Origin of the sequence: Duganella sp. Leaf61, assembly GCF_001421905.1 — a bacterium.
Classification (GTDB): Bacteria; Pseudomonadota; Gammaproteobacteria; order Burkholderiales; family Burkholderiaceae_D; genus Rugamonas; species Rugamonas zoogloeoides.
This window is the reverse complement of record NZ_LMLM01000030.1, coordinates 326,131-347,922: the sequence shown is the minus strand read 5'-3', so window position 1 is coordinate 347,922 and position 21,792 is coordinate 326,131. Positions and strand designations below refer to the sequence as shown.

20 protein-coding genes are annotated in these 21,792 nt (G+C 68.5%); 17 read left to right on the top strand and 3 right to left on the bottom strand.

Annotated features, from left to right (window positions below; genetic code table 11):
* Positions 1-161: 161 nt before the first annotated feature.
* From ASF04_RS21680 to ASF04_RS21635, 10 genes are all read left to right on the top strand, one after another.
* Complete coding sequence (locus ASF04_RS21680) at positions 162-506, top strand: helix-turn-helix transcriptional regulator (protein WP_056146576.1); 345 nt, start codon at positions 162-164, stop codon at positions 504-506.
* Positions 496-993 (top strand): arsenate reductase ArsC, encoded by a 498-nt coding sequence (locus ASF04_RS21675; protein WP_056146574.1) that lies wholly within the window; start codon positions 496-498, stop codon positions 991-993. The genes ASF04_RS21680 and ASF04_RS21675 overlap by 11 nt, the downstream gene beginning before the upstream one ends.
* A 12-nt stretch (positions 994-1,005) precedes the next feature.
* The gene (locus tag ASF04_RS21670) at positions 1,006-2,286 is read left to right on the top strand and encodes an arsenic transporter (protein ID WP_056146571.1); all 1,281 of its coding nucleotides are present in this window, start codon (positions 1,006-1,008) and stop codon (positions 2,284-2,286) included.
* Between the two features lie 74 nt (positions 2,287-2,360).
* Entirely contained in the window at positions 2,361-2,984 is a 624-nt protein-coding gene (locus ASF04_RS21665) for a thermostable hemolysin (RefSeq protein ID WP_056146568.1), read from the top strand.
* Positions 2,968-4,440, top strand: coding sequence for an AMP-binding protein (locus tag ASF04_RS21660; RefSeq protein ID WP_056146566.1), 1,473 nt, complete (start codon positions 2,968-2,970; stop codon positions 4,438-4,440). Before ASF04_RS21665 ends, ASF04_RS21660 begins: the two co-directional genes overlap by 17 nt.
* Complete coding sequence (locus tag ASF04_RS21655) at positions 4,437-5,111, top strand: TenA family transcriptional regulator (protein ID WP_056146564.1); 675 nt, start codon at positions 4,437-4,439, stop codon at positions 5,109-5,111. The genes ASF04_RS21660 and ASF04_RS21655 overlap by 4 nt, the downstream gene beginning before the upstream one ends.
* Entirely contained in the window at positions 5,111-5,905 is a 795-nt protein-coding gene (locus ASF04_RS21650; protein ID WP_056146561.1) for an SDR family oxidoreductase, read from the top strand. The genes ASF04_RS21655 and ASF04_RS21650 overlap by 1 nt, the downstream gene beginning before the upstream one ends.
* Before the next feature lie 22 nt (positions 5,906-5,927).
* Positions 5,928-6,581, top strand: coding sequence for a tetratricopeptide repeat protein (locus tag ASF04_RS21645; RefSeq protein ID WP_229205154.1), 654 nt, complete (start codon positions 5,928-5,930; stop codon positions 6,579-6,581).
* 22 nt (positions 6,582-6,603) lie between these two features.
* Complete coding sequence (locus ASF04_RS21640) at positions 6,604-7,269, top strand: response regulator transcription factor (RefSeq protein WP_056146557.1); 666 nt, start codon at positions 6,604-6,606, stop codon at positions 7,267-7,269.
* Complete coding sequence (locus ASF04_RS21635) at positions 7,266-8,657, top strand: sensor histidine kinase (protein WP_056146555.1); 1,392 nt, start codon at positions 7,266-7,268, stop codon at positions 8,655-8,657. The genes ASF04_RS21640 and ASF04_RS21635 overlap by 4 nt, the downstream gene beginning before the upstream one ends.
* An 18-nt stretch (positions 8,658-8,675) precedes the next feature.
* Here the strand turns inward: ASF04_RS21635 and ASF04_RS21630 are convergent, their stop codons facing one another.
* Together ASF04_RS21630 and ASF04_RS21625 are read right to left on the bottom strand one after the other, a co-directional pair.
* Positions 8,676-9,515, bottom strand: coding sequence for a universal stress protein (locus ASF04_RS21630; RefSeq protein WP_056146554.1), 840 nt, complete (start codon positions 9,513-9,515; stop codon positions 8,676-8,678).
* Between the two features lie 21 nt (positions 9,516-9,536).
* Positions 9,537-10,085, bottom strand: coding sequence for a MaoC/PaaZ C-terminal domain-containing protein (locus ASF04_RS21625; protein WP_056146552.1), 549 nt, complete (start codon positions 10,083-10,085; stop codon positions 9,537-9,539).
* A 138-nt stretch (positions 10,086-10,223) separates the two neighbouring features.
* Between ASF04_RS21625 and ASF04_RS21620 the strand changes: the two genes are divergently transcribed.
* The 6 genes from ASF04_RS21620 to ASF04_RS21595 all read left to right on the top strand — a co-directional run bounded on the left by ASF04_RS21620 (position 10,224) and on the right by ASF04_RS21595 (position 19,469).
* Positions 10,224-12,008, top strand: coding sequence for an alpha/beta hydrolase (locus tag ASF04_RS21620; protein ID WP_056146550.1), 1,785 nt, complete (start codon positions 10,224-10,226; stop codon positions 12,006-12,008).
* A 7-nt stretch (positions 12,009-12,015) separates the two neighbouring features.
* Positions 12,016-12,480 (top strand): universal stress protein, encoded by a 465-nt coding sequence (locus ASF04_RS21615; protein WP_082488933.1) that lies wholly within the window; start codon positions 12,016-12,018, stop codon positions 12,478-12,480.
* 21 nt (positions 12,481-12,501) lie between these two features.
* Complete coding sequence (locus ASF04_RS21610; protein WP_082488932.1) at positions 12,502-13,374, top strand: universal stress protein; 873 nt, start codon at positions 12,502-12,504, stop codon at positions 13,372-13,374.
* Positions 13,375-13,388: 14 nt separating this feature from the next.
* The gene (locus ASF04_RS21605) at positions 13,389-15,887 is read left to right on the top strand and encodes a cation-translocating P-type ATPase (protein WP_056146544.1); all 2,499 of its coding nucleotides are present in this window, start codon (positions 13,389-13,391) and stop codon (positions 15,885-15,887) included.
* 139 nt (positions 15,888-16,026) lie between these two features.
* Positions 16,027-17,067 (top strand): HD domain-containing phosphohydrolase, encoded by a 1,041-nt coding sequence (locus ASF04_RS21600; protein ID WP_056146644.1) that lies wholly within the window; start codon positions 16,027-16,029, stop codon positions 17,065-17,067.
* Between the two features lie 11 nt (positions 17,068-17,078).
* Positions 17,079-19,469, top strand: coding sequence for a hybrid sensor histidine kinase/response regulator (locus tag ASF04_RS21595; protein ID WP_056146542.1), 2,391 nt, complete (start codon positions 17,079-17,081; stop codon positions 19,467-19,469).
* A 38-nt stretch (positions 19,470-19,507) separates the two neighbouring features.
* Here the strand turns inward: ASF04_RS21595 and ASF04_RS21590 are convergent, their stop codons facing one another.
* On the bottom strand, positions 19,508-20,857 hold the full coding sequence (locus ASF04_RS21590) for a chloride channel protein (RefSeq protein ID WP_056146540.1): 1,350 nt from the start codon (positions 20,855-20,857) through the stop codon (positions 19,508-19,510).
* A 240-nt stretch (positions 20,858-21,097) separates the two neighbouring features.
* Here ASF04_RS21590 and ASF04_RS21585 point away from each other — a divergent pair, with 240 nt between their 5' ends.
* On the top strand, positions 21,098-21,727 hold the full coding sequence (locus tag ASF04_RS21585) for a phosphatase PAP2 family protein (protein ID WP_056146538.1): 630 nt from the start codon (positions 21,098-21,100) through the stop codon (positions 21,725-21,727).
* Positions 21,728-21,792: the final 65 nt, after the last annotated feature.

Here is a 21,792-nt window from a genome sequence, read left to right as displayed (position 1 = left end):
GCAGCGCACTCACGCGCAACGCATCGGGTTGCTCGCACCTTGATCGCACCTTGATCGCGCGGGCGGCGCGGTACGAAGAACGTCAATTCGATAATTGTTGAACTATTGCAGGCTTTGCAGGTAAAATACTTCGACTATCGTTGAACTATGAAAGTTATGTAATGGAAACCAGGCAAGTTCTCGCCGCGCTGTCGGCCATCGCCCAGGAAAGCCGGCTGGCGATTTTCCGGCTGCTGGTGCAAGTCGGCCCCGATGGCATGGCCGCCAGCAAGATCGCCGAACAGCTTGACATTGCGCCATCGTCGCTGTCATTCCACCTGAAGGAGCTCGTGCACGCCGGCCTGATCACGTCGCGCAGCGCGGGCCGCTTCGTGATCTACGCGGCCGACGTGGCCGTGATGAATGGCCTGATCGGTTACCTCACCGAAAACTGCTGCGGCGGCGTACCGTGCGGGCCGGCCGGCTGCACCACCGCCAGCATCGCGGAGCACACACGTGCAAAATAATCCTCGCCACATCCTGTTCCTGTGCACCGGCAACTCGTGCCGCTCGGTGCTGTCGGAAGCGATTTTCAACCACCTGGCGCCAGCGGGGTGGCGGGCGCTCAGCGCCGGCAGCCAGCCGGCCGGCCAGTTGCATCCGCACGCGGTCGCGTTGTTGCACGCCAGGGGCATATCGACTGACGGCTATTACAGCAAATCGTGGCACGACCTCGACGTCACGCCCGATATCGTCATCACCGTGTGCGGCAGTGCTGCCGGCGAAACCTGCCCGGCCTACCTCGGGCCGGTCGTGCGCGCGCACTGGGGCGTGGACGATCCGAGCCACGTGGTGGGCACGCCAGCGCAGATCGATGCCGCGTTCGAGCACGCTTACCGCCTGATCCGCGCCCGCATCGAAGCTTTCCTGGCATTGCCGCTGGCGCAACTGCTTGGCGACCGCGCTGCGCTCAAGGCGGCGCTGGACACCATCGGCGCCTTGCAGCGCAACTGACCCGGAAACACCATGCTCATTGCCTTGCTGATTTTTCTTGTCACCTTGACCCTGGTGATCTGGCAGCCGCGCGGGCTCGGTATCGGCTGGAGCGCCGCTGCCGGCGCCGCCGCTGCCTTGCTGGCCGGGGTGATCGATGCCAGCGATATCCCGGTCGTGTGGCATATCGTCTGGAACGCCACCGGCACCTTTGTCGCGGTGATCATCATCAGCCTGCTGCTCGACCGGGCCGGCCTGTTCGAGTGGGCGGCGCTGCACGTGGCGCGGTGGGGGCAGGGCAGTGGCACGCGCCTGTTCGTGCTGCTGGTGCTGCTGGGCGCTGCCGTGGCTGCGCTGTTCGCCAACGACGGCGCGGCGCTGATCCTAACGCCCATCGTCATTGCCATGCTGCGTGCGCTGAAGTTCTCGGCGCAAGCCACGCTGGCATTCGTGATGGCGGCCGGCTTCATCGCCGATACCGCCAGCTTGCCGCTGGTGGTGTCCAACCTGGTCAACATTGTCTCGGCCGATTATTTTGACATCGGCTTTGCGCGTTACGCTGCCGTCATGGCGCCGGTCAACCTGGTGTCGGTGGCGGCTACGCTGGTCGCGTTGCTGTGGTTCTTCCGGCGCGATATTCCCGGCCGCTACGACATGGCGTCATTACGCGTGCCACGCACCGCGATCCGCGACCGCGCCACGTTCAACGCCGGCTGGTCGGTGCTGGCGCTGCTGCTGGTGGGCTTCTTCTGGCTCGAGCCGCTCGGCGTGCCGATCAGCGCGGTGGCGGCCGGCGGTGCGGCGGTGCTGCTGGCAGTGGCTGCGCGCGGCCCGCATATTGCCACGCGCGCCGTGCTGGCCAGCGCCCCGTGGCAGGTGGTGGTGTTCTCGCTGGGGATGTACCTGGTAGTCTATGGCCTGCGCAACGCGGGGCTGACGGCCTATCTGACCGCTGCGCTCGACTGGTGCGCCGGCTACGGCGTGTGGGGCGCGGCGTTCGGCACCGGTATTCTGACCGCGCTGCTGTCGTCGGTGATGAACAATATGCCCACGGTGCTGGTGGGCGCGCTGTCGATCGACGCCACCTCCACCCAGGGCGCCGTGCGCGAGGCCATGATCTACGCCAACGTGATCGGCAGCGACCTGGGGCCGAAAATGACGCCCATTGGCAGCCTGGCCACGCTGCTGTGGCTGCACGTCCTGGCCAGCAAGGACATCCGCATCTCGTGGGGCTACTACGTGCGCGTCGGCGTGGTGCTGACCGTGCCGGTCCTCGTGCTTACCCTGGCTGCGCTGGCAGCGCGGCTGTCCTGACGGCCGGTTAATCTGGGGATAATGTTCCCCGGATAGAGTTATTCCAACGCAACAATAACGTTGAGAATAATGCCATGCCAGATGTTCTTGCCACATCGTATGCACCTGCCGCCACGCCGCGCACGGCGCCGGCCAGGCCAGCGCAGTTCCAGGTCGAGACCTTCGTTCGTGGCCAGTCCGGGCGGCTCGAACTGGAAGCGTTTATCGCGCATGCCTTTTTTGATTCTTACGGCGCCGAGATCAGCCATTTTTGCGACGTGCTGCTCGGTTGCCGCGACGAGCAGGGGCGCTGGGTGGCCGCGCTCGGCTACACGCTGGCCGCAAGCGGCCCGATGTTCCTGGAACAGTACCTCGATCAGCCGCTCGAAGCGGCGCTGGGCGCGCGCATGGCCGACCCGGTGGCGCGCGCCGAGATCGTCGAAGTCGGCAATCTGGCTGCCTTCCATCCCGGTGCGGCGCGTGCGCTGATCGTCAGCACCACGCGGCTGTTGCACCAGCTTGGCCTGCGCTGGGTGGCCTTTACGGCCACGGTCAGCCTGCTCAATTCCTTTACCCGACTGCGACTCCAGCCCCAGGTGCTGGCAGTGGCGGACCCCGCGCGCCTGGCCGATACCGGCCGGCGCTGGGGCAATTACTACGAAACCCAACCCAAGGTGATGTATGGCGATATTCGATACGGCTATGGACAACTTGCTTGATGCCTACGCCCCCGGCGTGCCGGTGCTGACCGACGGCGTCACCGCGCTCGACGCCGACCAGGTGCGCGCCCGCGTCGCCCAGGTGTGCGCCGCGCTGGCGGCCCGCCGCTGGCCCGAGGCCCCGGTGGCCATCCTGGCCGACAACGGCCCCGGATGGCTGGTGGCCGACCTCGCCACCCAGCAACTGGGCGTAACGCTGGTGCCGCTACCGCTGTTCTTCACGCCGGCGCAGTGGCACCACGTGCTGATGGAGAGCGGCTGCACGGCGCTGCTTTGCGCGCTGCCGGAGCAGGCCGCCGCGCTCGGCTTCGGCGCGCAGTCGCTGCTGACGGGGCCGCTGGGCCTGTACGAGGCGGCCACCAGGGCCGGCGGCGCGGCGTTGGACGCCACGCAAAAAATCACGTTTACGTCCGGCACCACGTCCAGCCCCAAGGGCGTGTGCCTCGATGCCGACCAGCAGTGGCAACTGGCCGGCGCGCTGCAGCGCGGGCTGGCCGGCCTGCAGCTGCAGCGCCACCTGTGCCTGCTGCCGTTCAGCGTGCTGCTGGAAAACATCGCCGGGCCGTACACGGCGCTGCTCAGCGGCGCCACCGTGATCTGCCCGCCGCTGGCCGAGACTGGGCTGTCCGGCGCCAGCCAGTTCGATCCGCAGCGCTGCCTGGCGGCCATTGCGCGCTACCAGGCGCAGAGCATCATCGTGCTGCCGCAAATGCTGCAGGCGCTGGTGGCGGTCACTGCCGACCACGATCCGCGCCTGGCCAGCCTGCGCTTTGTCGCCGTCGGCGGCGCCCGCACGCCGCCGCGATTGTTGCAGGCGGCCCGTGCGCGCGGCATCCCGGTCTTCGAAGGCTACGGCCTGTCCGAGTGCTGCTCGGTGGTGGCACTGAACCTGCCCGGCAGCGAGCGGGTCGGCAGTGTGGGCCGGCCGCTGCCGCACCGCCCGGTGCGCATTGCCGCCGACGGCGAGATCGAGGTGGGCGGGCGTGCCGGTCATTACCTCGGCCAGGCGCCGGCCGCCGCCGTCGGCTCCTGGCTCGCCACCGGCGACCTGGGCCACCTCGACGCCGACGGCTTCCTGCATATCGACGGCCGCAAGAAGGATGTGCTGATCACCGGGTACGGGCGCAACGTCTCGCCCGAGTGGCCGGAATCGGCCCTGCTGGGCAGCGGCGCGTTCGCTGCGGTCGTGGTGGTGGGCGACGCCATGCCTTACCTGGGGGCGTTGCTGGTGCCCGTCAGCGCCGCGCTGACGCCGGAGCAGCTGGCAGCAGCGGTGGCGCTGGCCAACCGCGACCTGCCCGACTATGCGCAGGTGCGGCGCTGGCGCGTGGTGCCGCCGTGGGGCCCGGCGACGGGCCTGTCCACCGCCAACGGCCGGCCGCGCCGCGCCGCCATCGCCCGCCATTACGCAACCGACATCGCCGCGCTGTACGACAACCTGGAGCACATTGCATGAACTTCTTCGACACCCTGAAAGCCCAGTCCGACCTCGAACGCCAGCAGCTGTTTTCCATCCCGATCATCCAGGATGCGCTGCGCGGGCAGGTCACCAAGGGCCAGTACCTTGCCTTCCTCACCCAGGCCTACCACCACGTGCGCCACACGGTGCCGCTGCTGATGGCGTGCGGCAGCCGCCTCGACGCCAGCCACGAGTGGCTGCGCGAGGCAATGGCCGAATACATCGAGGAGGAAGTGGGGCACCAGGAATGGATCCTGTCCGATATCGCCGCCTGCGGCGGCGATGCCGACGCCGTGCGCCACAGCGAGCCGCACGCCAGCACCGAGCTGATGGTGGCTTACGCCTACCACCAGGTCGACCGCCGCAACCCGGTCGGTTTCCTCGGCATGGTGCACGTGCTGGAAGGCACCAGCACGGCGCTGGCCACCCACGCCGCCGACACCATGCGCAGCGCGCTGGCGCTGCCGCCGGAGGCGTTCAGCTACCTCAATTCGCACGGCAGCCTCGACCTCGAACACGTGGCCTTTTTCGAGGCGCTGGTCAACCGGCTCGAGCGCCAGGACGACCGCGACGCGGTGCTGCATGTCGCGCGCAGGATGTATGGCCTGTACGGCGACGTGTTCCGCAGCCTGCCGCGCGGCGCAGCCGTGTTCGAAGGAGACGCGTGATGGCTGCCATGCAGCGCCCGCGTTACCGGGCCGTGATCACGGGCGCCGGCGGCGGCATCGGTGCGGCCATCGTGCGCGAACTGGCGCCGCTGACGGACGCGTTGATTTTGGTGGGACGGCGCGAAGGACCGCTGCACGCCCTGCGCGCCGAGCTGAAGGTGCCGGTGCAAGTGGTGTGCGGCGACCTGACCGACCCGTCCACCCTGGCCGCGATTGACGCGGCGGCGCGCAGCATGGGCGGCCTCAACCTGCTGGTCAACAACGCCGGCCTGAGCGACTTCCACAGCTTCGAGTCGCAGCCGGTGGACGCGATCCGCGCGCTGCTCGACACCAACCTGCTGGCGCCGATGCTGCTCACGCGCCAGCTGCTGCCGCAACTGAAGGCTGCCCCGGCCGCGCAGATCGTCAACGTCGGCTCCGCGCTGGGGTTGCTCGGCTTCCCCGGCTTTGCCGCCTACGGCGCCAGCAAGGCGGGCCTGAAAGGCTTTACCCAGGCACTGCGGCGCGAGTTGTCCGATACGGCAGTGGAAGTGCGCTCGTTTGCGCCGCGCGCCACCGATACGGCCATCAATACCGATGCCGTCACCGCCATGAACCGCGAGCTCGGCACAGCGCAGGACACGCCGCAGCAGGTGGCTGCCGCCTTTGCCGCGTTCCTGGGCGGGCAGCGCGGCCACCTGACGCTGGGGGCGAAGGAGCGCTTTTTCGTGCGCCTCAACGGCCTGCTGCCGGCCGTGCCGGACGCGGCCATCCGCAAGCAGCTGCGCATCATCCGCAAGTACCTGCCCGTGTAAACATTTTATGAAAGACCACACCATGACACCGACTTTCCGCCTTCGTATCGTTGCGCTGCTGGCCCTGTGCGTGTTGTCCGCCCATATCGCGTGGGCCGCAACGGGCGACGATGTCGCGCGCCTGCAACAGCAGTGGGAGCAGATCCGGTACCGCACACCGGCGCCGGCGCGCGAAGCGCAGCTCGAGCGCCTGCTGGGCGAGGCCCGCAAGACCACCGCTGCCAACCCCGGCAGCGCCGACCTGCTGATCTGGCAGGCCATCATCGAATCGACCTATGCTGGCGAAAAGGGCGGGCTGGGCGCACTGTCCAACGCCAAGGCCGCCAGGACCGCGCTGGAGCAGGCGCTGGCCATCAACCCGGACGCGCTGGCCGGTTCCGGCTACACCAGCCTCGGCTCGCTGTATTACCAGGTGCCGGGCTGGCCGATCGGCTTCGGCGACGACAAGAAGGCGCTGGAGTTGCTGAAGAAGGGCCTGGCCGTCAATCCGGACGGCATCGACGCCAATTATTTTTACGGCGATTACCTGTTTCGCAAGGGCGACTATGCGGAAGCAACCCGCGTACTGAACAAGGCGTTGCAGGCGCCGGCGCGGCCCGGGCGCGCCATCGCCGACGAAGGCCGCCGCAAGGAAATCGATCAACTGCTGGACAAAATCGCGGCGAAAGCCAAATAATGCACAGCAAGGGGGAGATGCATTGAGAATACTACTGGTCGAGGATGACCCGCTCATCGCGCAGGGTCTGCTGGTGGCGTTACGGCAGGCGCATTATCTGGTTGAGCATGTCAGCGACGGCGTCGCTGCGGTCGCTGCCGTGGCCGACAATCCCTTCGACCTGATGGTGCTCGACCTGGGCTTGCCCGGGCTCGACGGCACCGAGGTGCTGAAAGCGGCGCGCCGCGCCGGCAACCCGATTCCCGTGCTGATCCTCTCCGCGCGCGACGCCATGCGCGACCGCGTGGAAGGGCTGGACCTGGGCGCCGACGACTACCTGGTCAAGCCGTTCGAGCTCGACGAGCTGCTGGCGCGGCTGCGGGTGCTGGGCCGGCGCCGTACCGGCCGCCTGGTCAACCAGGTGCAGGTAGGCGCGCTCAAACTGGAACCGGAAAACCTCGGGGTGCAGTGGCAGGGGCAGGGCGTGGAGCTGCAGCGGCTCGAGTTCATGCTGCTGCTGCAACTGGCCGAGCACCCGCAGCGCGTGTTCAACCGCACCCAGCTCGAGGAACTGCTGTACGGCTGGGGCGAGGGTATCGAGAGCAACAGCATCGACGTCCATGTGCACCACGTGCGGCGCAAGATCAGCCCGGGAGTCATCAAGACCATCCGCGGCGTCGGTTACCGCCTCGGCGACCTGGTCGCATGACGACCCGGCTCTATTCCGGCCGCTGGCGCCTGGTGGGCGCCACCCTGCTGTGCATGCTGCTGATCTTTGCCGGCATCGGTCTTGGCGCGCACCACGTGGCGCGCCGCGAATCGGACGAGCTCTTCAGCGCCAGGCTGGCCACGTCCGCGCGCGTGCTCGAGGCGCTGGTGGCGCACCAGCTGTCGTCGGCCACCATCAGCCGGCCGCTGGTGATCGCCTTGCCGCACGAACTTGAAACCGATCCCAGCAACCTGCCGCGCGTGTACGGCCACCGCTACGAAACCAAGATCGCGTTCCAGGTATGGCGCGACGACGGCGCCCTGCTGGCCAAGTCGGCGTCGTCCCCGGTCGAGGCGCTGGCGCCGCTGAAGGCCGGTTTTTCCGAACAGATGATCGACGGCGTGCCGTGGCAGGTGTTTGCGCTGCGCTCGGCCAACGTGTGGGTGCTGACGGCAGAAAAGGACGAGGTGCGCCAGGAGATGTCGCACGACATCGGCATGTCGATCCTTACGCCGCTGGCCGTGGGCGGCGTGTTCATGCTCATTGCCGTGAACCTGCTGCTGCTGCGCAGCATGCGGCCGCTGTCGCAGCTGGCCGCCCGCATCGCCGCGCGCAAGCCGGAGTCGCTCGAGCCGCTGGCGCTGCCGGCCACGCCGGTGGAGCTGGCGCCCATCATCACCGAGCTCAATCACCTGCTCGACCGCATCCGCGCCGCGTTCGAGCGCGAGCAGCGCTTCCTCAACGCCGCCGCGCACGAGATCCGCACGCCGATCGCCGCGGTCCAGCTGCACATGGAAAACGCGCTGCGCGCCGAGGGGCCGCAGCAGCTGCAAACGTCGCTGCAATGCGCGATGGACGGTGCCCGCCGCACCAGCAAGCTGGCCGAGCAGCTGCTGGCGCTGGGGCGCCTGACCGCCGGCAACGATGCCGAACCAATGCGCCGGCTGTCGATGCCGGAGCTGTGCTGCGAGGTGATCGGCGCGGTCGAGCCGCTGGTGGCGCGGCGCGGCCAGACCGTGGGCCTCGACGTGCAGCAGCCGTGCCATGTACTGGGCGAACCCACCCAGTTGCAGCGGCTGCTGCAAAACCTGATCGACAACGCCTCGTCGCACGGCGACCCGCACGGCGACATCGCGGTCACGCTCGACGTGGTGGACGGCACGGTACTGCTTGGTGTGGCCAATGACGGTCCGCCGATCGCCGAGTCAGAACTGGCGCACATCTTCACGCCGTATTATCGCGTGCCCGGCGCGCAGTCCGGCGGCCACGGCCTGGGACTGGCGATCGTCAAGGAAATCGTCGAACAGCACCACGGCCGCATCGTGGTACAGCCGCGCGCCAACGGGCGCGGCACACTGGTCCAGGTCAGCCTGGATGTCGTGGCCTGACCATGCGCCAACCCGGCGTCAGTGCGCCATCAGCACCGGCACGGTCATCGACTGCAGCACGCGCCGCGTGACGCCGCCAAGCAGGATTTCGCGCCAGCGCTGGTGGCCGTAGGCGCCCATCACCAGCAGGTCGGCGCTCTGGTCGGCCGCCAGCGAGAGCAGGGCGGCGCCCACGTCGTAGCCGGCATGGGTGAACTGCTGCACGACCTCGAGCCGCACGCCGTGCCGCGCCAGGTACGGTGCGATGTCGGTGCCGGGCAGCTCGGCCAGCTGGCCATCCCTGGCCCGTTCGAACATTGCCAGCGTGACCTTGGCGCTGTTGCGCAGCAGCGGCAGGGCATCGGTGACGGCGCGCGTGGCCGCGCGGCTGCCGTCCCAGGCCACCAGCGCATGGCGGTCGAGGTGGTGAAAGGCGCCCGCGTACGGCACCAGCAGCACCGGCCGTCCGCCGTGCAGTGCGAGATGCTCGGGCAACTGGCCCAGCATCGACGGGCCGGTCAGGGCCGGGTCGGCCTGGCTCAGCACCACCAGGTCGGCAAAGCGCGCCTGCTGCACCAGTCCGACGTCGGCCTCGTCGTTGCTGCAGCGCCGCTCGTAACTGATGCCGGCTGTACGCGCCTGCTGTTCGAAACGGTCGAGGGCGAGCTCGGCATCGCGTTTGAGTTCGTTGAGGTGGTCCTGGTTGAGCGGGCCGCCGTACGTCATGTTCATGTTGCGGTAATACTCTGCCGTGATGCCGGTCAGCGCGCAGCCGACCAGGTGCGCCTCTTCGGCTGCCGCCAGGTTGACGGCCAGCGCGATGCGCGCTGGTGCATGCGGCGACTGGTCGACATGGACCAGGATGGTTTTGTAGGACATGGCATTCTCCTTCGGGAACGGTCAGGGTGGGGTGGAACGGGGCGGGAGGCCGGTGTCGTACCTGGCCAGCAGCATCGCCAGCGCGGCCGGCGCCGTGCGCGTGAGCTGCGCCGCGCGCGCGCGCGGCCAGCGCACCTTGACGGCGGGGGCCAGCACGGTGGCCACGCCGGTCAGCACCAGCGCGCCGCCCTGGTTCCTGATCTCGCAGTCGAGCGTGACGTGGCCACTGCTATCGTCCTTGGCCGTGACGGTGGCCGTGACGCGTAGCTCGTCGCCGAGGTGCACGGGCCGGAGGAACTGCAGCGTTTGCGCCAGGTAGATGGTGCCCGGTCCGGGCAGCGCGGTGCCCAGCAGCCGCGAGACCAGCGCCGCGCTCCACATGCCATGGGCGACCACGCCGTGGAATGCGGTCTGGCTGGCGTAGTCAGGATCGAGATGGGCGGGGTTGATATCGCCCGAAACCACCGCGAACGCCACGATGTCTTCCTTGCCCACTGTGCGCGCCAGGCGCGCCGACTGGCCGATATGCAGCTCGTCGTAGGTGATGTTGTCGATGGTGTCGTGGTCCATGGCCGTCTCTGCTGTGTGGGTGCGATGGTGGCGCAAACAGTGTAGGACGGGGTGATTGGCGAAGTATTTGATCTCGATCAAATACCTCCCACGACATCGATCAGCATAATCACTGCACATCCTTGAACGGGAGCGCATATGAAGTCATCGCCGTTACGCGTCGTCGCGCGCCAGTCGTCCGCGCCGGTGCCGCCTTCTTCGGCCGGGGCCGCATCGCTGCGGCCGGACCGCCAGGACCCGCTGGACATGTCCGTCAAAAGCCTGGTGGCGCGGGCCACCGGCGGCATCTCGCCGCTGGCCATGGGACTGGCGTTCCAGGACTGGTACCTGCACCTGCTGGTGGCGCCGGGCAAATGTGCCGAGCTGGCGGGCTGCTGGACCGGCGCACTGGCCGGGGCATCCGCCAGCGCCGCGCCCGATGACGACCGCCGGTTTGCCGATCCGGCCTGGGGCGCCTGGCCGTTCCGCCAGTATGCCTGGGGTTTCAGGCAGGTCGAACATTTTTGGCAGCGCGCCACCAGCGGCGTGGCCGGGGTGGGGCCGCACCATGCCGAGGTGGTGCGCTTTGCGGCACGCCAGCTGCTCGACATGTGGTCGCCGTCAAATTTCCCCTGGACCAATCCCGAGATATTGCGCGCCGCCTGGGCGAGCGGCGGCGCCAGCCTGGCGGCGGGCTGGCTCAACTGGCGCCAGGATGCGTGCCGCCACCTGGTACCGCCCGGCGCCGCCGTCTCCGAGCCGCTCGGCGCGCCTTACGTCCCCGGTGTTGACGTCGCGCTCACGCCCGGGAAGGTGGTGTTCCGCAACGCCCTGATCGAGCTGATCCAGTACAACCCGCAAACCGACGCCGTCTACCGCGAGCCGGTGCTGATCGTGCCGTCCTGGATCATGAAGTATTACATTCTCGACCTGTCGCCGCACAACTCGCTGGTAGGCTATCTGGTGCGCAAGGGCCACACGGTGCTGATGATTTCATGGCGCAACCCGGACGCCCGTGACCGCGACCTGGGCCTGGCCGATTATCTGCGCCAGGGCTTGCTGGCCGGGCTGGAACAGGCCGGCGCCGTGGGCGGCGGCGCGCCGGTGCACGCGGTCGGCTACTGCCTGGGCGGCACCCTGCTGGCAATGGCGGCGGCGCTGCACGGCGACGACCAGGTGGCCGGGCGCAAGCCGCTGCCGGCCCCGCTCGCGTCCATCAGTTTGATCGCGGCGCAGACCGATTTCAGCGAACCGGGCGAGCTGGGCCTGTTTATCGACGACAGCGAACTGGCCTTTCTCGACGCCCTGATGTGGGAGCAAGGCTACCTGACCGGCGACCAGATGGCGGCGTCGTTCCAGTTGCTGCACGCGCGCGACCTGGTGTGGTCGCGCATGATGCGCGAATACCTGCTGGGCCGGCGCAGCGCGCCGAACGACTTGATGGCCTGGAACGCCGACAGCACGCGGCTGCCGTTCCGCATGCACAGCGAATACCTGCACCAGCTGTTTCTGCGCAATGACCTGGCCGAGGGCCGCTACCTGATCGACGGCAAGCCGGTGTTGCTCTCGTCGATCACGGCGCCGATGTTCGTGCTGGCTACCGAGCGCGACCATGTTTCGCCGTGGCGGTCCGTCTATAAAATCCACCAGCTATGCGATGTGCCGGTCGAGTTCGTGCTGGCCTCGGGCGGCCACAACGCCGGCGTCGTGTCCGAACCGGGCCACCCGGGGCGCAGCTATCTGAGCCTTGCCACCGGACCGGCACGGCCGCGCCGCACCGTGGCTGCGCAATGGGTTGAACACGCGCACCGCACCGAAGGGTCCTGGTGGCCGCACTGGCAGCACTGGCTGGCGCGTCATTCGTCGCCGCACAAGGTCGCGCCGCCCGCGCCGCCTGCACTCGTGCTGGGCGCCGCGCCCGGGCTGTACGTCGTCCAACCATGACGGGGCAATGATGTTTACCCATATTTTATTTCCCACCGATGGCGGTGCACCGTCGCTCGAGGCGATCGTGCCGTGCGCGCAACTGGCCAGGTCGGTCGGCGCGCGCATCACGGTGCTGCACGTGTGCGCGCCGCTGCATTTCGTCGCCATGCGTCCCGCCCTGCTGACCGACATGGCGCCGCTGTACGCGGTGCACCGCCGCAGCGTAGCCCATGCCTGCGCCGAACAGGTGGCCGCTGCCGCCAGGTCCCATGGCGTGACGTGCGACACGCTGGTGGTGGAGCACGAGTTGCCGTACCAGGCGATTGTCGAAGCCGCCCGCAGCCATGGCTGCGACCTGGTGGCGATGGCCTCGCATGGCCTCGGCGGCTGGCGCGCGCTGCTGATCGGCAGTGAAACCCACAAGGTGCTGGCGCACAGCGCCGTGCCGGTGCTGGTATTGCGTCCGCCCGCAGGCAGCGCAGCACGGTGACAATTTCTACAGGAGGGCACCATGTCCTATCGAACCATACTGGTTAACGTCCAGCCGGGGCCGCACAGCGAGCAAATTGCCGCCTGCGCATGCCGTTTGGCGCATGCCAATAACGCCCATCTGGTAGGCCTGGCGAGCACCGGCCTTAACGAACTGGTGTACCAATGCAACGCGGCCGCACCTGGCGTGGCCTTGCTGCCGGACGACCTGGGCGTATTTCAGGGCAGTGCCAGGCAGGCCCTGCAGTCATTCTCGGCGCTGGCGGCGCGCATGGGTGTGGCATCGCCCGAGCAGCGCCTCACCGACGACAACCTGCTTGCCGCGCTGGCCCAGCAGTCGCGCTACGCCGACCTGGTCGTCGTCGGACAGGAGACCGATCCCTGCGCGCTGCGGGCCCCGGCCGGCGCCTTTGCGCCCGAGCACCTGATACTGCACAGTCCGCGCCCGGTGGTCGTGGTGCCGGCGGCGGACAGCCAACCCCGTGACCACACCGGCACGCAAATCGGCGAGCGCGTCGGCGAGCGCATCGTGCTGGCCTGGGACGGCGGCATGGCGGCCAGCCGAGCAGTGGAAGCGGCATTGCCGCTGCTGCGCCAGGCGACGCTGGTCACGCTGGCCGTGTTCAATCCTGGCGCACATTACAACGCCCACGGGGCGCTGCCCGGCGCCGATCTGGCCACCTACCTGGCGCGCCATGCTGTGTCCATCGAGATCGTCGTGCGCGAGACCGGCGACGCGGTCAGCGATGCCCTGCTGGGCCTGTGCGGCGAGACTGACGCCGACTTGCTGGTGATGGGGTGCTACGGCCACGCGCGGCTGCGCGAGCTGCTGCTCGGCGGCGTCTCGCGGGCGATCCTGCACCACATGACATTGCCCGTGCTGATGGCACATTGAGTGGGGCCACCATCATGGCCGTGCCGACCACCGCCGAACCGGCCGAGGGGCTGACCAGCGCCGAGGCTGCTGCCCGGCTGGCCGCGCAGGGCGCCAACGCATTGCCGGCCGCGGGCGAAGAGAGGCGCTGGCGCTTGCTGGTGGACGTGGTCACCGAGCCGATGTTCCTGCTGCTGGCGGCTTGCGGCGCCATCTACCTGCTGCTCGGTGACCGTGGCGAGGCGCTGATGCTGCTCGGCTTCGTGGTCATCGTGGTCGGCATGACGTACGCCCAGAAGCGCCGCACCGAACGCTCACTCGCCGCATTGCGCAGCATGGCGTCGCCGCGCGCGCTGGTACTGCGCGACGGCCGGCCGCAACGCATCGCGGCGCAGGGGCTGGTCGAAGGCGACCTGGTGCTGCTGGCCGAAGGCGACCGGGTGCCCGCCGACCTGGTGTTGCTGGCCGCGTCCAACCTGGCGTTCGATGAATCGATGCTCACTGGCGAGTCGGTGCCGGTGTCGCGGTCGGCAGGTGCGACGGTGCACGCGGGTACCCTGGTCACCGGCGGCACCGGGCGTGGCCGCGTGGCTGCCACCGGGGCGCGCAGCGCCATCGGCCGCATCGGTGCTTCGATGGCGGCTATCGCGCCGCAGGCAACACCGATCCAGCGCCAGACGCGCCAGGTGGTCCGGCAGGTGGCCACTGGCGGGCTGTTGCTGGCAACGCTGCTGTGCCTGCTTTACGGGTGGCTGCAAGGAGACTGGCTGCGCGGCCTGCTGGCCGGCCTGACCCTGGCAATGGCGGTGCTGCCCGAAGAACTGCCGGTAGTATTGACGTTATTTCTCAGCATTGCCGCCTGGCGACTGGTGCGCCGGCAAGTGCTGGCGCGCAGCATGCCGGCCATCGAGCAGCTTGGCGCCACCACCGTGCTGTGCGTGGACAAGACCGGTACGCTGACCGTCAACCGCATGGCGCTGGCACAGCTCTGGTCCGAGCGCAGCGGCGCGATGGTGCCCGGCGCGAGCATGCCGGCGGACCTGCGGGCGTTGCTCGAACACGCGGTGCTGGCCAGCCACCGTACCGCGTTCGATCCGATGGAAGCAGCCCTGGGTGCGGCTGGCGACCAGTGGGGCGCGGCTGCGCCAGCATCATGGCAACCGCTGCGCGACTACCCGGTGGCGCCGACGCTGCTGGTCATGTCGCGCGCGTGGCGGGCGCCGGGCCGGCTTGCTGCGGTGGCCGCCAAGGGCGCGCCCGAGGCGGTTGTGGCCTTGTGCGGGCTGGCGCCGGCACGGGCGGCTGCCGTGACGGCGCAGGTGGCCGCGCTGGCGCAGCAGGGCTTGCGCGTGCTCGGCGTAGCGTGCGCTACGGCCGATGCGGCCGCGCTGCCGGCGGTGCAAACCGGCTTCGATTTCACGTTTCTCGGCCTGGTCGCGCTGGCCGATCCGCTGCGGCCCGAGGTGCCCGCCGTGGTGGCGCAATGCCATGCGGCAGGCGTGCGGGTGGTGATGATCACCGGCGACCATCCGGCTACTGCCATCGCCATCGCGCGCCAGGCCGGCATTGCCACTGGGGCGGCCGCTGGGGCCTGCCTGAACGGGCCGGAACTCGACCGGCTCGACGCGGCGCAACTGGCCGCGCGGCTGGCGGCTACCTCGGTGTTTTGCCGCATCGCGCCGCAGCAGAAACTGCGGCTGGTGCGCGCGTTCCAGGCGGGCGGCGCAACCGTTGCCATGACTGGGGATGGCGTCAACGACGCGCCCGCCCTGAAGGCGGCCGATATCGGCGTCGCCATGGGCGCGCGCGGCACCGACGTCGCCCGCGAGGCTGCCGCGCTGGTACTGCTGGGTGAAGACTTCGGCGCGCTGCTGGCCGCCGTGGGCGAAGGTCGGCGCCTGTTTGCCAACCTGCGCAAGGCGCTGGTGTTCATCGTTGCCATCCACGTGCCGATCGTGGGGCTGTCGGTGCTGCCCGTGCTGTGGCACGGGCCGATGTTGCTGATGCCGGCGCACATCCTGTTCCTGCAACTGATCATCGACCCCGCCTGTTCGGTGATCTTTGCCGCCGAGCCGCTCGAGCCCGGCGCCATGCGCCAGCCGCCGCGCAGTCCATCCATGCAGCTGTTCGATCACGCGGTCCTGCGATGCGGGCTGTTGCAGGGAGGCGGCCTGCTGGGCCTGCTGACCGGCATGTACCTGTGGCTGCAAGACGCGGCCGACATGGCCCGCACGGCGGTTTTCGTGACCCTGGTGCTGGCCAACCTGGGGCTGATCTTCAGCAATCGCCGCTGGCGCGCCGCCGAGGTGCGCCCGACTGCCAGGCGCAACCGCTACCTTGCGGTCGGCAGCCTGCTGGCAGCGGCGGTACTGGCGCTGGTGCTGGGTGTGGCGTCGCTGCGCAGCCTGTTCGCATTCGTACCGCTCGACCTGCCAACAGTCGCGGTATGCATGCTGACCGCCGTGCTCGGTGTTGCCTGGTTCGAGTTGGTCAAACTGGTGGCAGGCAGGGGGCTGGGCGGACCTGGTCTTTGACGTGCACGTAATTTGCAACAGGAAATTATTATTAGGTAAATTTCAAGCAAGCAGTTGTTGATTTGAGGCATAATTACCCTCATAAAAGATGACCGTTCAACTGCATGTTGATCACGGCCGCAAACAAGTGGGTGATGCGATGAAAGTCCTGGTAATCGACGACGACCAGATCAACCTCGATCTGTTTTGCCTGATGCTGAGCATGCTCGACGTGGCTACCCCGGTACCGGTTCGGCACGCCCAGGCCGCGCTGGACTGGTGCGCTGACCATACGCCCGACCTGGTGGTGGTCGACTACCTGATGCCCGACATCGACGGCCTGGCGTTTCTGCGCCGCTTCCGCGGCTTGCCGGGCATGCGCGAGGTGCCGGTGGTGATGGTGACCGGCGCCACCGAAGTGGCGATCCGCCACGAGGCGCTGCGTTTGAGCGCCAACGATTTTCTGACCAAGCCGGTCAATGGTATCGAATTCAATGTGCGTATAGGCAACCTGCTGACGCTGCAACACGCCCGCCAGCAACTGGCGCAGCGCGCGGAGACGCTCGACATTGCCGTGCGCAAGGCCACTGCCGACATCGTTGCGCGCGAACACGAAGCCATCCACCGCCTGTCCCGCGCCGCGGAATTTCGTGATGCCGATACCGGTTTTCACCTGTCGCGCATGGCGGAATATTCGCGCCTGATCGCCGTCCAGTTGGGCCTGCCGGAAGCGGAGTGCGACCTGGTGCGCGATGCGGCGCCGATGCACGATATCGGCAAGGTGGGCATTGCGGACGCGGTGCTGCTCAAGCCTGGACCGCTCAACGACGAAGAGCGTGCCATCATGCAGCGCCATCCGCAGATCGGCGCCGACATCCTGGCCGGCAGCGAATCGCCGCTGCTGCAGGCCGGCGCCGTGATCGCCATCAGCCACCACGAGCGCTACGACGGCAGCGGTTACCCCCACGGCCTGGCCGGTGAAAATATTCCGCTGTACGGACGCATCATTGCCGTGGCCGACGTGTTCGATGCCCTGACCAATGCCCGGCCCTACAAGCCTGCCTGGTCGCTCGAACGGGCGATCGGCTATTTTCATGAGCAAAAGGGCAGTCACTTCGATCCTGCCTGCGTGGATGCACTGCTGCGCGACATGGATGCCGTGCTGGCGATCCAGCAGCGCTTCCAGCACGCTGGCGTCTGAAGTCTTCGAACATGCCCGACTCCCGGCGCTCCCGTACCCTCATCATCGCCACCGGCGCCGCGCTGTTATTGACCATCGCGGCGACGCTGGGGGGCGCGTTGTACGGCGCCAGGCACAGCGAGGTCGAGGAATGGCGCGAACAGCTCGACGGCACCGCCTTGCTGCTGGCCGAGCAGACCGCGCACGAGATGAGCGCGGCCGAACTGGTGCTCGACGGCATGCTCGAGCGCATCCGCCTGCTGGACGTGCGCGATGGCGACGGCTTGCGCCGGCGCCTCGGCGGCAGGGAGGAGTTCGAACGCCTGCAGGAGCGCAACCGCGTCCTGCCGCAAATCGATGTTGCCAGCATTGTGGCGGCGGACGGCCAGGTCGTCAATTTCACCCGCAGCTTTCCCGCGCCCCCGATCAACCTGGCCGAGCGCGATTACTTCCAGGCGCACCGCGCCCGCGCCGACCTGGGCCTGTACGTCAGCGCGCCGGTGCGCAACAAGGGCAATGGCGCCTGGACGTTCTACCTGTCGCGCCGTATCGCCGCGCCGGACGGCAGCTTTATCGGCGTGGTGCTGGTGGGGATTTCGAGCCGGCAGCTCAGCAGCTTCTACAGCAAGATCAAGCTCGATGGGGAGGGTACGGTCACGCTGTTCCGGCGCGACCGCACCGTGCTGGCGCGCTGGCCCGCGAACGATGCCCTGCTTGGCACCGTCGCCCACGATGTGCGCAGCTACGAGGACATCGAGCGCCAGCTGCGCAGTGCCGGCACTGAGGTCACGACGATGGCCGCCGAGCGCGTGATACCGCATTACCCGCTGATGATCAAGGTGGTCATCCCGGAGCGGGTGTTCCTTGAACAATGGCGATTCTTTGCCCGCCAGCTGGGACTGGTAGGCATGGTGTGCGCCCTGGCGGTGCTGGTCGCGTGCGTGACGGTCTGGCGCGCCATGCGCAAGCGCGATCTCGCGCTGCGCGAACAGCGCACGCTCAAGGCGGCAGCCGACCACGCCAGCGAAGCCAAGTCGATTTTCCTGGCCATGATGAGCCATGAAATCCGCACGCCGCTGACGGCAATCATCGGCTTCGCCGAGCAGCTGGCGCAGCAAGGGCGCACCGAAGCGGGCGAGCTGGGCGCCATCATTGTCCGCAATGGCCAGCACCTGTTGCGGTTGATGAACGATGTCCTGGACATGTCGAAAGTGGAGTCCGGCAAGCTGGTACTCGAGCAAGTGCCGTTTGCGCCAGCCGAGGTGCTCGAGACTGTTTCGGCGCTGATGCGCGGCGCGGCGCGCCAGCGCGCCATCGCCTACAACGCCGCGCTGCGCGAGCCAATGCCGGCGCAGGTGATGGGCGATCCTACGCGCTGGCGCCAGATCCTGCTCAACCTGGTCTCGAACGCCATCAAGTTTACCGAGCAGGGCGCGGTCGAGGTAACGCTGTGGTACGACCAGGAGCGTGAAGTCCTGATCTGCAGCGTGCGCGACACCGGTATCGGCATGAATGCGCAGCAGGTCGCCGCGCTGTTCGTGCCGTTCAACCAGGCCGACAGCACCGTGGCGCGGCGTTTCGGCGGCACGGGCCTGGGCTTGTATCTGGTAAGGCAACTGGCCAACGCCATGGGCGGCGACGTGACTGTCAGCAGCAGTGCGGGCGCCGGCACCACCATGACGGTATCGGTGCAGGCGCCAGCGGTTGCAGCGCCGGCGCCGGCGCCGGCCGCCGCGGCGTGCCCAGAACGCGCGCCGCCACAACTGGCCGGACGGGTGCTGGTCGTCGAGGACGGCGCCGACAATCGCATGCTGATCCGCGCGCTGCTCGAGGGCATGGGCGTGGAGGTGCTGGGCGCCGACAATGGCGCGCAGGGCGTCGAACGCGCACTGGCGACACTACCCGACCTGGTGCTGATGGATATTCACATGCCGGTGGAAGATGGGGTGACCGCCACCGGGCGCCTGCGCCAGGCCGGCTTCCAGCGGCCGGTGGTGGCGCTGACCGCCGACGTCATGGTGGCAGACCGCGCACGCTACCTGGCCGCCGGCTTCGACGACTGCCTGGCCAAGCCGATCGACCGCGCCGCCTTCGAGCGCGTGGTGGCGCAGCACCTGCCCAAGCCGGCGCTGGCGGCACATTTTTCCGACTTGCCAGGGTTTGCAGCGCTGACCAGGACTTTCCGTGACGGCATAGCGCAGCGGGTGGCCGGGATTGCTGCCGCGCTGGCCGGCGGCGACCTGCCGGCCGCGATTCACGAGGCGCATTCGATCAAGGGCTCGGCAGCCACGTTCGGCTGTCCCGAAACCGGGCATTGCGCGCAAGTGCTGGAAGCGGCCTGCCGCAGCGGCGACCGGGCCGGCGTGGCCACGGCGCTGGCAGCACTGGAGCAGGCCAGCGCGCGCGAGGCCGCCTGCGCCTGAAGCCTGTTCCTGCTCCCGCCCAGGCCGCAGGGGCCGGTTCAGTTCGACGCAGGACCAGCGCCGTGCCGGCGCCGGGGCGGCAGCTGGATCGTCGCCAGCGCCGAGTACAGCGGCGGCGTCAGCACGCGCGAGACGGTGCTGGCGATCACCGCGCACGCCATCAGGCTCAGTACCATGCCGTGACCATCGACCATTTCCATCACGATGATGAAGGCGGTGAGCGGCGCCTGCGTGGCCGCTGCCAGAAAGCCCACCATGCCCAATGCGATCACGGCGGGTGCATACGGGTAGTTGGTCAGCCACGCCACGTCATGGCCCAGCGCCGCGCCGATCGACAGCGACGGCGCAAAGATCCCGGCCGGCACGCCCGACCATGCGGTGACCCAGGTGGCGATGAATTTGAACAGCGCGAAGCCGCCCGGCACATGGCCGTTGCTGTCCAACAGGGCACGGGTGGCCTCGTTGCCGCTGCCATAGGTGGCGCCGCCGGTTACCGCGCCGATCACCGCCACGGCCATGCCGCAGCCGATGGCGAAGCGCACCGGGTAGCGCTGGCGCCAGCGGCTCGGCGCGTCGGGCGACGTGCCGCGCAGGGAGGCCAGCAGCAGCCGGGCGAACAGGCCGCCGGCCAGTCCTGTCACCAAAGTGACGAGCAGACCCGGTCCCACCAGCGCCAGGCCGATCGGGCCGGGGTGAATCACGCCGAAGTGGGTGCCGTTGCCATAGACCGAGACCGCAATCAGGCCGGCCAGCACGATGCCGGAGACAATCAGGCCGCTGTTGCGCTGCTCGGGTGTGCGCGACAGCTCTTCGATGGCGAACATCACGCCGGCCAGCGGCGTGTTGAACGCCGCTGCGATGCCGGCCGCGCCACCGGCGACCAGCAGCGAATGGGCGCTGACGCCGCTGCCGCGCGGCAGCCAGCGGCGCGCCGTCAGCATGATGCCGGCGGCGATCTGCACCGACGGTCCTTCGCGGCCCAGCGACAGGCCGCCCAGCAGGCCGGCCGAGGTGAGGCCGATCTTGGCCAGGCTCAGTTTCAGCGACACCAGCAAGGGGCGCCTGCCGCCCGACAGCGCCGGGTCGAGCGCAGCCATCACCTGCGGAATGCCGGAGCCGCCCGCGCCGCGCGCGTAGCGCCGCGTGACCCAGACGATGGCGCCGCACAGCAGCGGTGTCCACAGCAGCGGCAACCACCAGCCCACGCTGGCGATATCGAGAAATAGTCCCAGCGCCTGCTCGGCCAGCCAGGTAAAACCGACCACCACCAGGCCGGCGACCGCCGCCGCGCCCACCACCACGGTGCGGGTGATCCATACCTCCGGCGAGGCGAACTCGCGGCGAAAGGCGGTGCGCATGTCGTGCGGGGTTTTGTCTGGCGGCTGCATGGGGGAGTTTTGGGCAAGGGGAGCGTCATTATATTCCTATGCGGGCGAAGGCGTGCTCGGCTGGCGGCGAACCGTACGCCATGCGCGGTATTGTTCTGCTAACATGAAATCGATTCATGTACTTTTTGTGACGATAAACTTGATACCAGCGATCCTCCCTCATTCTTGCAACCGGTGCGCCGCAGCGGCCACTGCCGGCAGCCTGCTGCCGTTCGTCCACGCCCTGATCGTGTCCGCGCCATGACGGCCGGCCTGTTCGACACCCTGCGCGAACTGAACCTCTCCTGGTTTGCCGCCATCAACGCCAATGCCGGCCTCGATGGCTGGCAACTGGCCGGCGCCCTGTTTGCGGCCGAGCGGGTAATCCTGCTCGCGCCCCTTGCGCTGGTGGTGCTGTGGCTCACCGGCCGGCGCGGCGCGCGCCAGGCTGCGGTGGAGGCGGCGCTGGCCGTGCTGTGCGGCCTGACCGTCAGCGGCGCGATCGGTGCGTTGTGGTTCCACGACCGGCCGTTCGCGGCCGGCATCGGCCAGTGCTTCCTCGAACACGCGCCCACCAGCTCCTTCCCCAGCAACCACGGCACCATCATGCTGGTAACGGCGTTGATGCTGGCCACCAGCGCGGCGCCGTTGGCCCGGCGCTGGGGGCTGGTGCTGCTGCCATTGGCCGTGCTGGTGGCGTGGTCGCGGGTGTTTGTCGGCGTGCACTGGCCGCTGGACATGCTGGGCGCCCTGGCGCTGGCCGTGGTGCTGGTGGCCGTGTTCCGGCTGCACCTGCTGACCGCGCTGAGCGCGGCCGTCACCGGCTGGGGCGTGGTGGTGCACCGCCGTTTGCTCGCGCCGTTGATTGATCGCGGATGGTTGAGACCGTAGTTCGGAGTTTTGGTGGATAATACAAATGTTGCCATTTGCGCCAGCGCCGTTTTACGCGATGCAAA

Excerpts from the sequence above, each read along its gene's own strand:
- ASF04_RS21590 (WP_056146540.1), bottom strand. The coding sequence starts at position 20,857 with ATGCAGCCGCCAGACAAAACCCCGCACGACATGCGCACCGCCTTTCGC.
- ASF04_RS21605 (WP_056146544.1), top strand. The coding sequence starts at position 13,389 with ATGGCCGTGCCGACCACCGCCGAACCGGCCGAGGGGCTGACCAGCGCC.
- ASF04_RS21635 (WP_056146555.1), top strand. The coding sequence starts at position 7,266 with ATGACGACCCGGCTCTATTCCGGCCGCTGGCGCCTGGTGGGCGCCACC.
- ASF04_RS21650 (WP_056146561.1), top strand. The coding sequence starts at position 5,111 with ATGGCTGCCATGCAGCGCCCGCGTTACCGGGCCGTGATCACGGGCGCC.
- ASF04_RS21645 (WP_229205154.1), top strand. The coding sequence starts at position 5,928 with ATGACACCGACTTTCCGCCTTCGTATCGTTGCGCTGCTGGCCCTGTGC.
- ASF04_RS21655 (WP_056146564.1), top strand. The coding sequence starts at position 4,437 with ATGAACTTCTTCGACACCCTGAAAGCCCAGTCCGACCTCGAACGCCAG.
- ASF04_RS21600 (WP_056146644.1), top strand. The coding sequence starts at position 16,027 with ATGAAAGTCCTGGTAATCGACGACGACCAGATCAACCTCGATCTGTTT.
- ASF04_RS21630 (WP_056146554.1), bottom strand. The coding sequence starts at position 9,515 with ATGTCCTACAAAACCATCCTGGTCCATGTCGACCAGTCGCCGCATGCA.
- ASF04_RS21585 (WP_056146538.1), top strand. The coding sequence starts at position 21,098 with ATGACGGCCGGCCTGTTCGACACCCTGCGCGAACTGAACCTCTCCTGG.
- ASF04_RS21625 (WP_056146552.1), bottom strand. The coding sequence starts at position 10,085 with ATGGACCACGACACCATCGACAACATCACCTACGACGAGCTGCATATC.
- ASF04_RS21670 (WP_056146571.1), top strand. The coding sequence starts at position 1,006 with ATGCTCATTGCCTTGCTGATTTTTCTTGTCACCTTGACCCTGGTGATC.
- ASF04_RS21595 (WP_056146542.1), top strand. The coding sequence starts at position 17,079 with ATGCCCGACTCCCGGCGCTCCCGTACCCTCATCATCGCCACCGGCGCC.
- ASF04_RS21660 (WP_056146566.1), top strand. The coding sequence starts at position 2,968 with ATGGACAACTTGCTTGATGCCTACGCCCCCGGCGTGCCGGTGCTGACC.
- ASF04_RS21620 (WP_056146550.1), top strand. The coding sequence starts at position 10,224 with ATGAAGTCATCGCCGTTACGCGTCGTCGCGCGCCAGTCGTCCGCGCCG.
- ASF04_RS21680 (WP_056146576.1), top strand. The coding sequence starts at position 162 with ATGGAAACCAGGCAAGTTCTCGCCGCGCTGTCGGCCATCGCCCAGGAA.
- ASF04_RS21665 (WP_056146568.1), top strand. The coding sequence starts at position 2,361 with ATGCCAGATGTTCTTGCCACATCGTATGCACCTGCCGCCACGCCGCGC.
- ASF04_RS21610 (WP_082488932.1), top strand. The coding sequence starts at position 12,502 with ATGTCCTATCGAACCATACTGGTTAACGTCCAGCCGGGGCCGCACAGC.
- ASF04_RS21615 (WP_082488933.1), top strand. The coding sequence starts at position 12,016 with ATGATGTTTACCCATATTTTATTTCCCACCGATGGCGGTGCACCGTCG.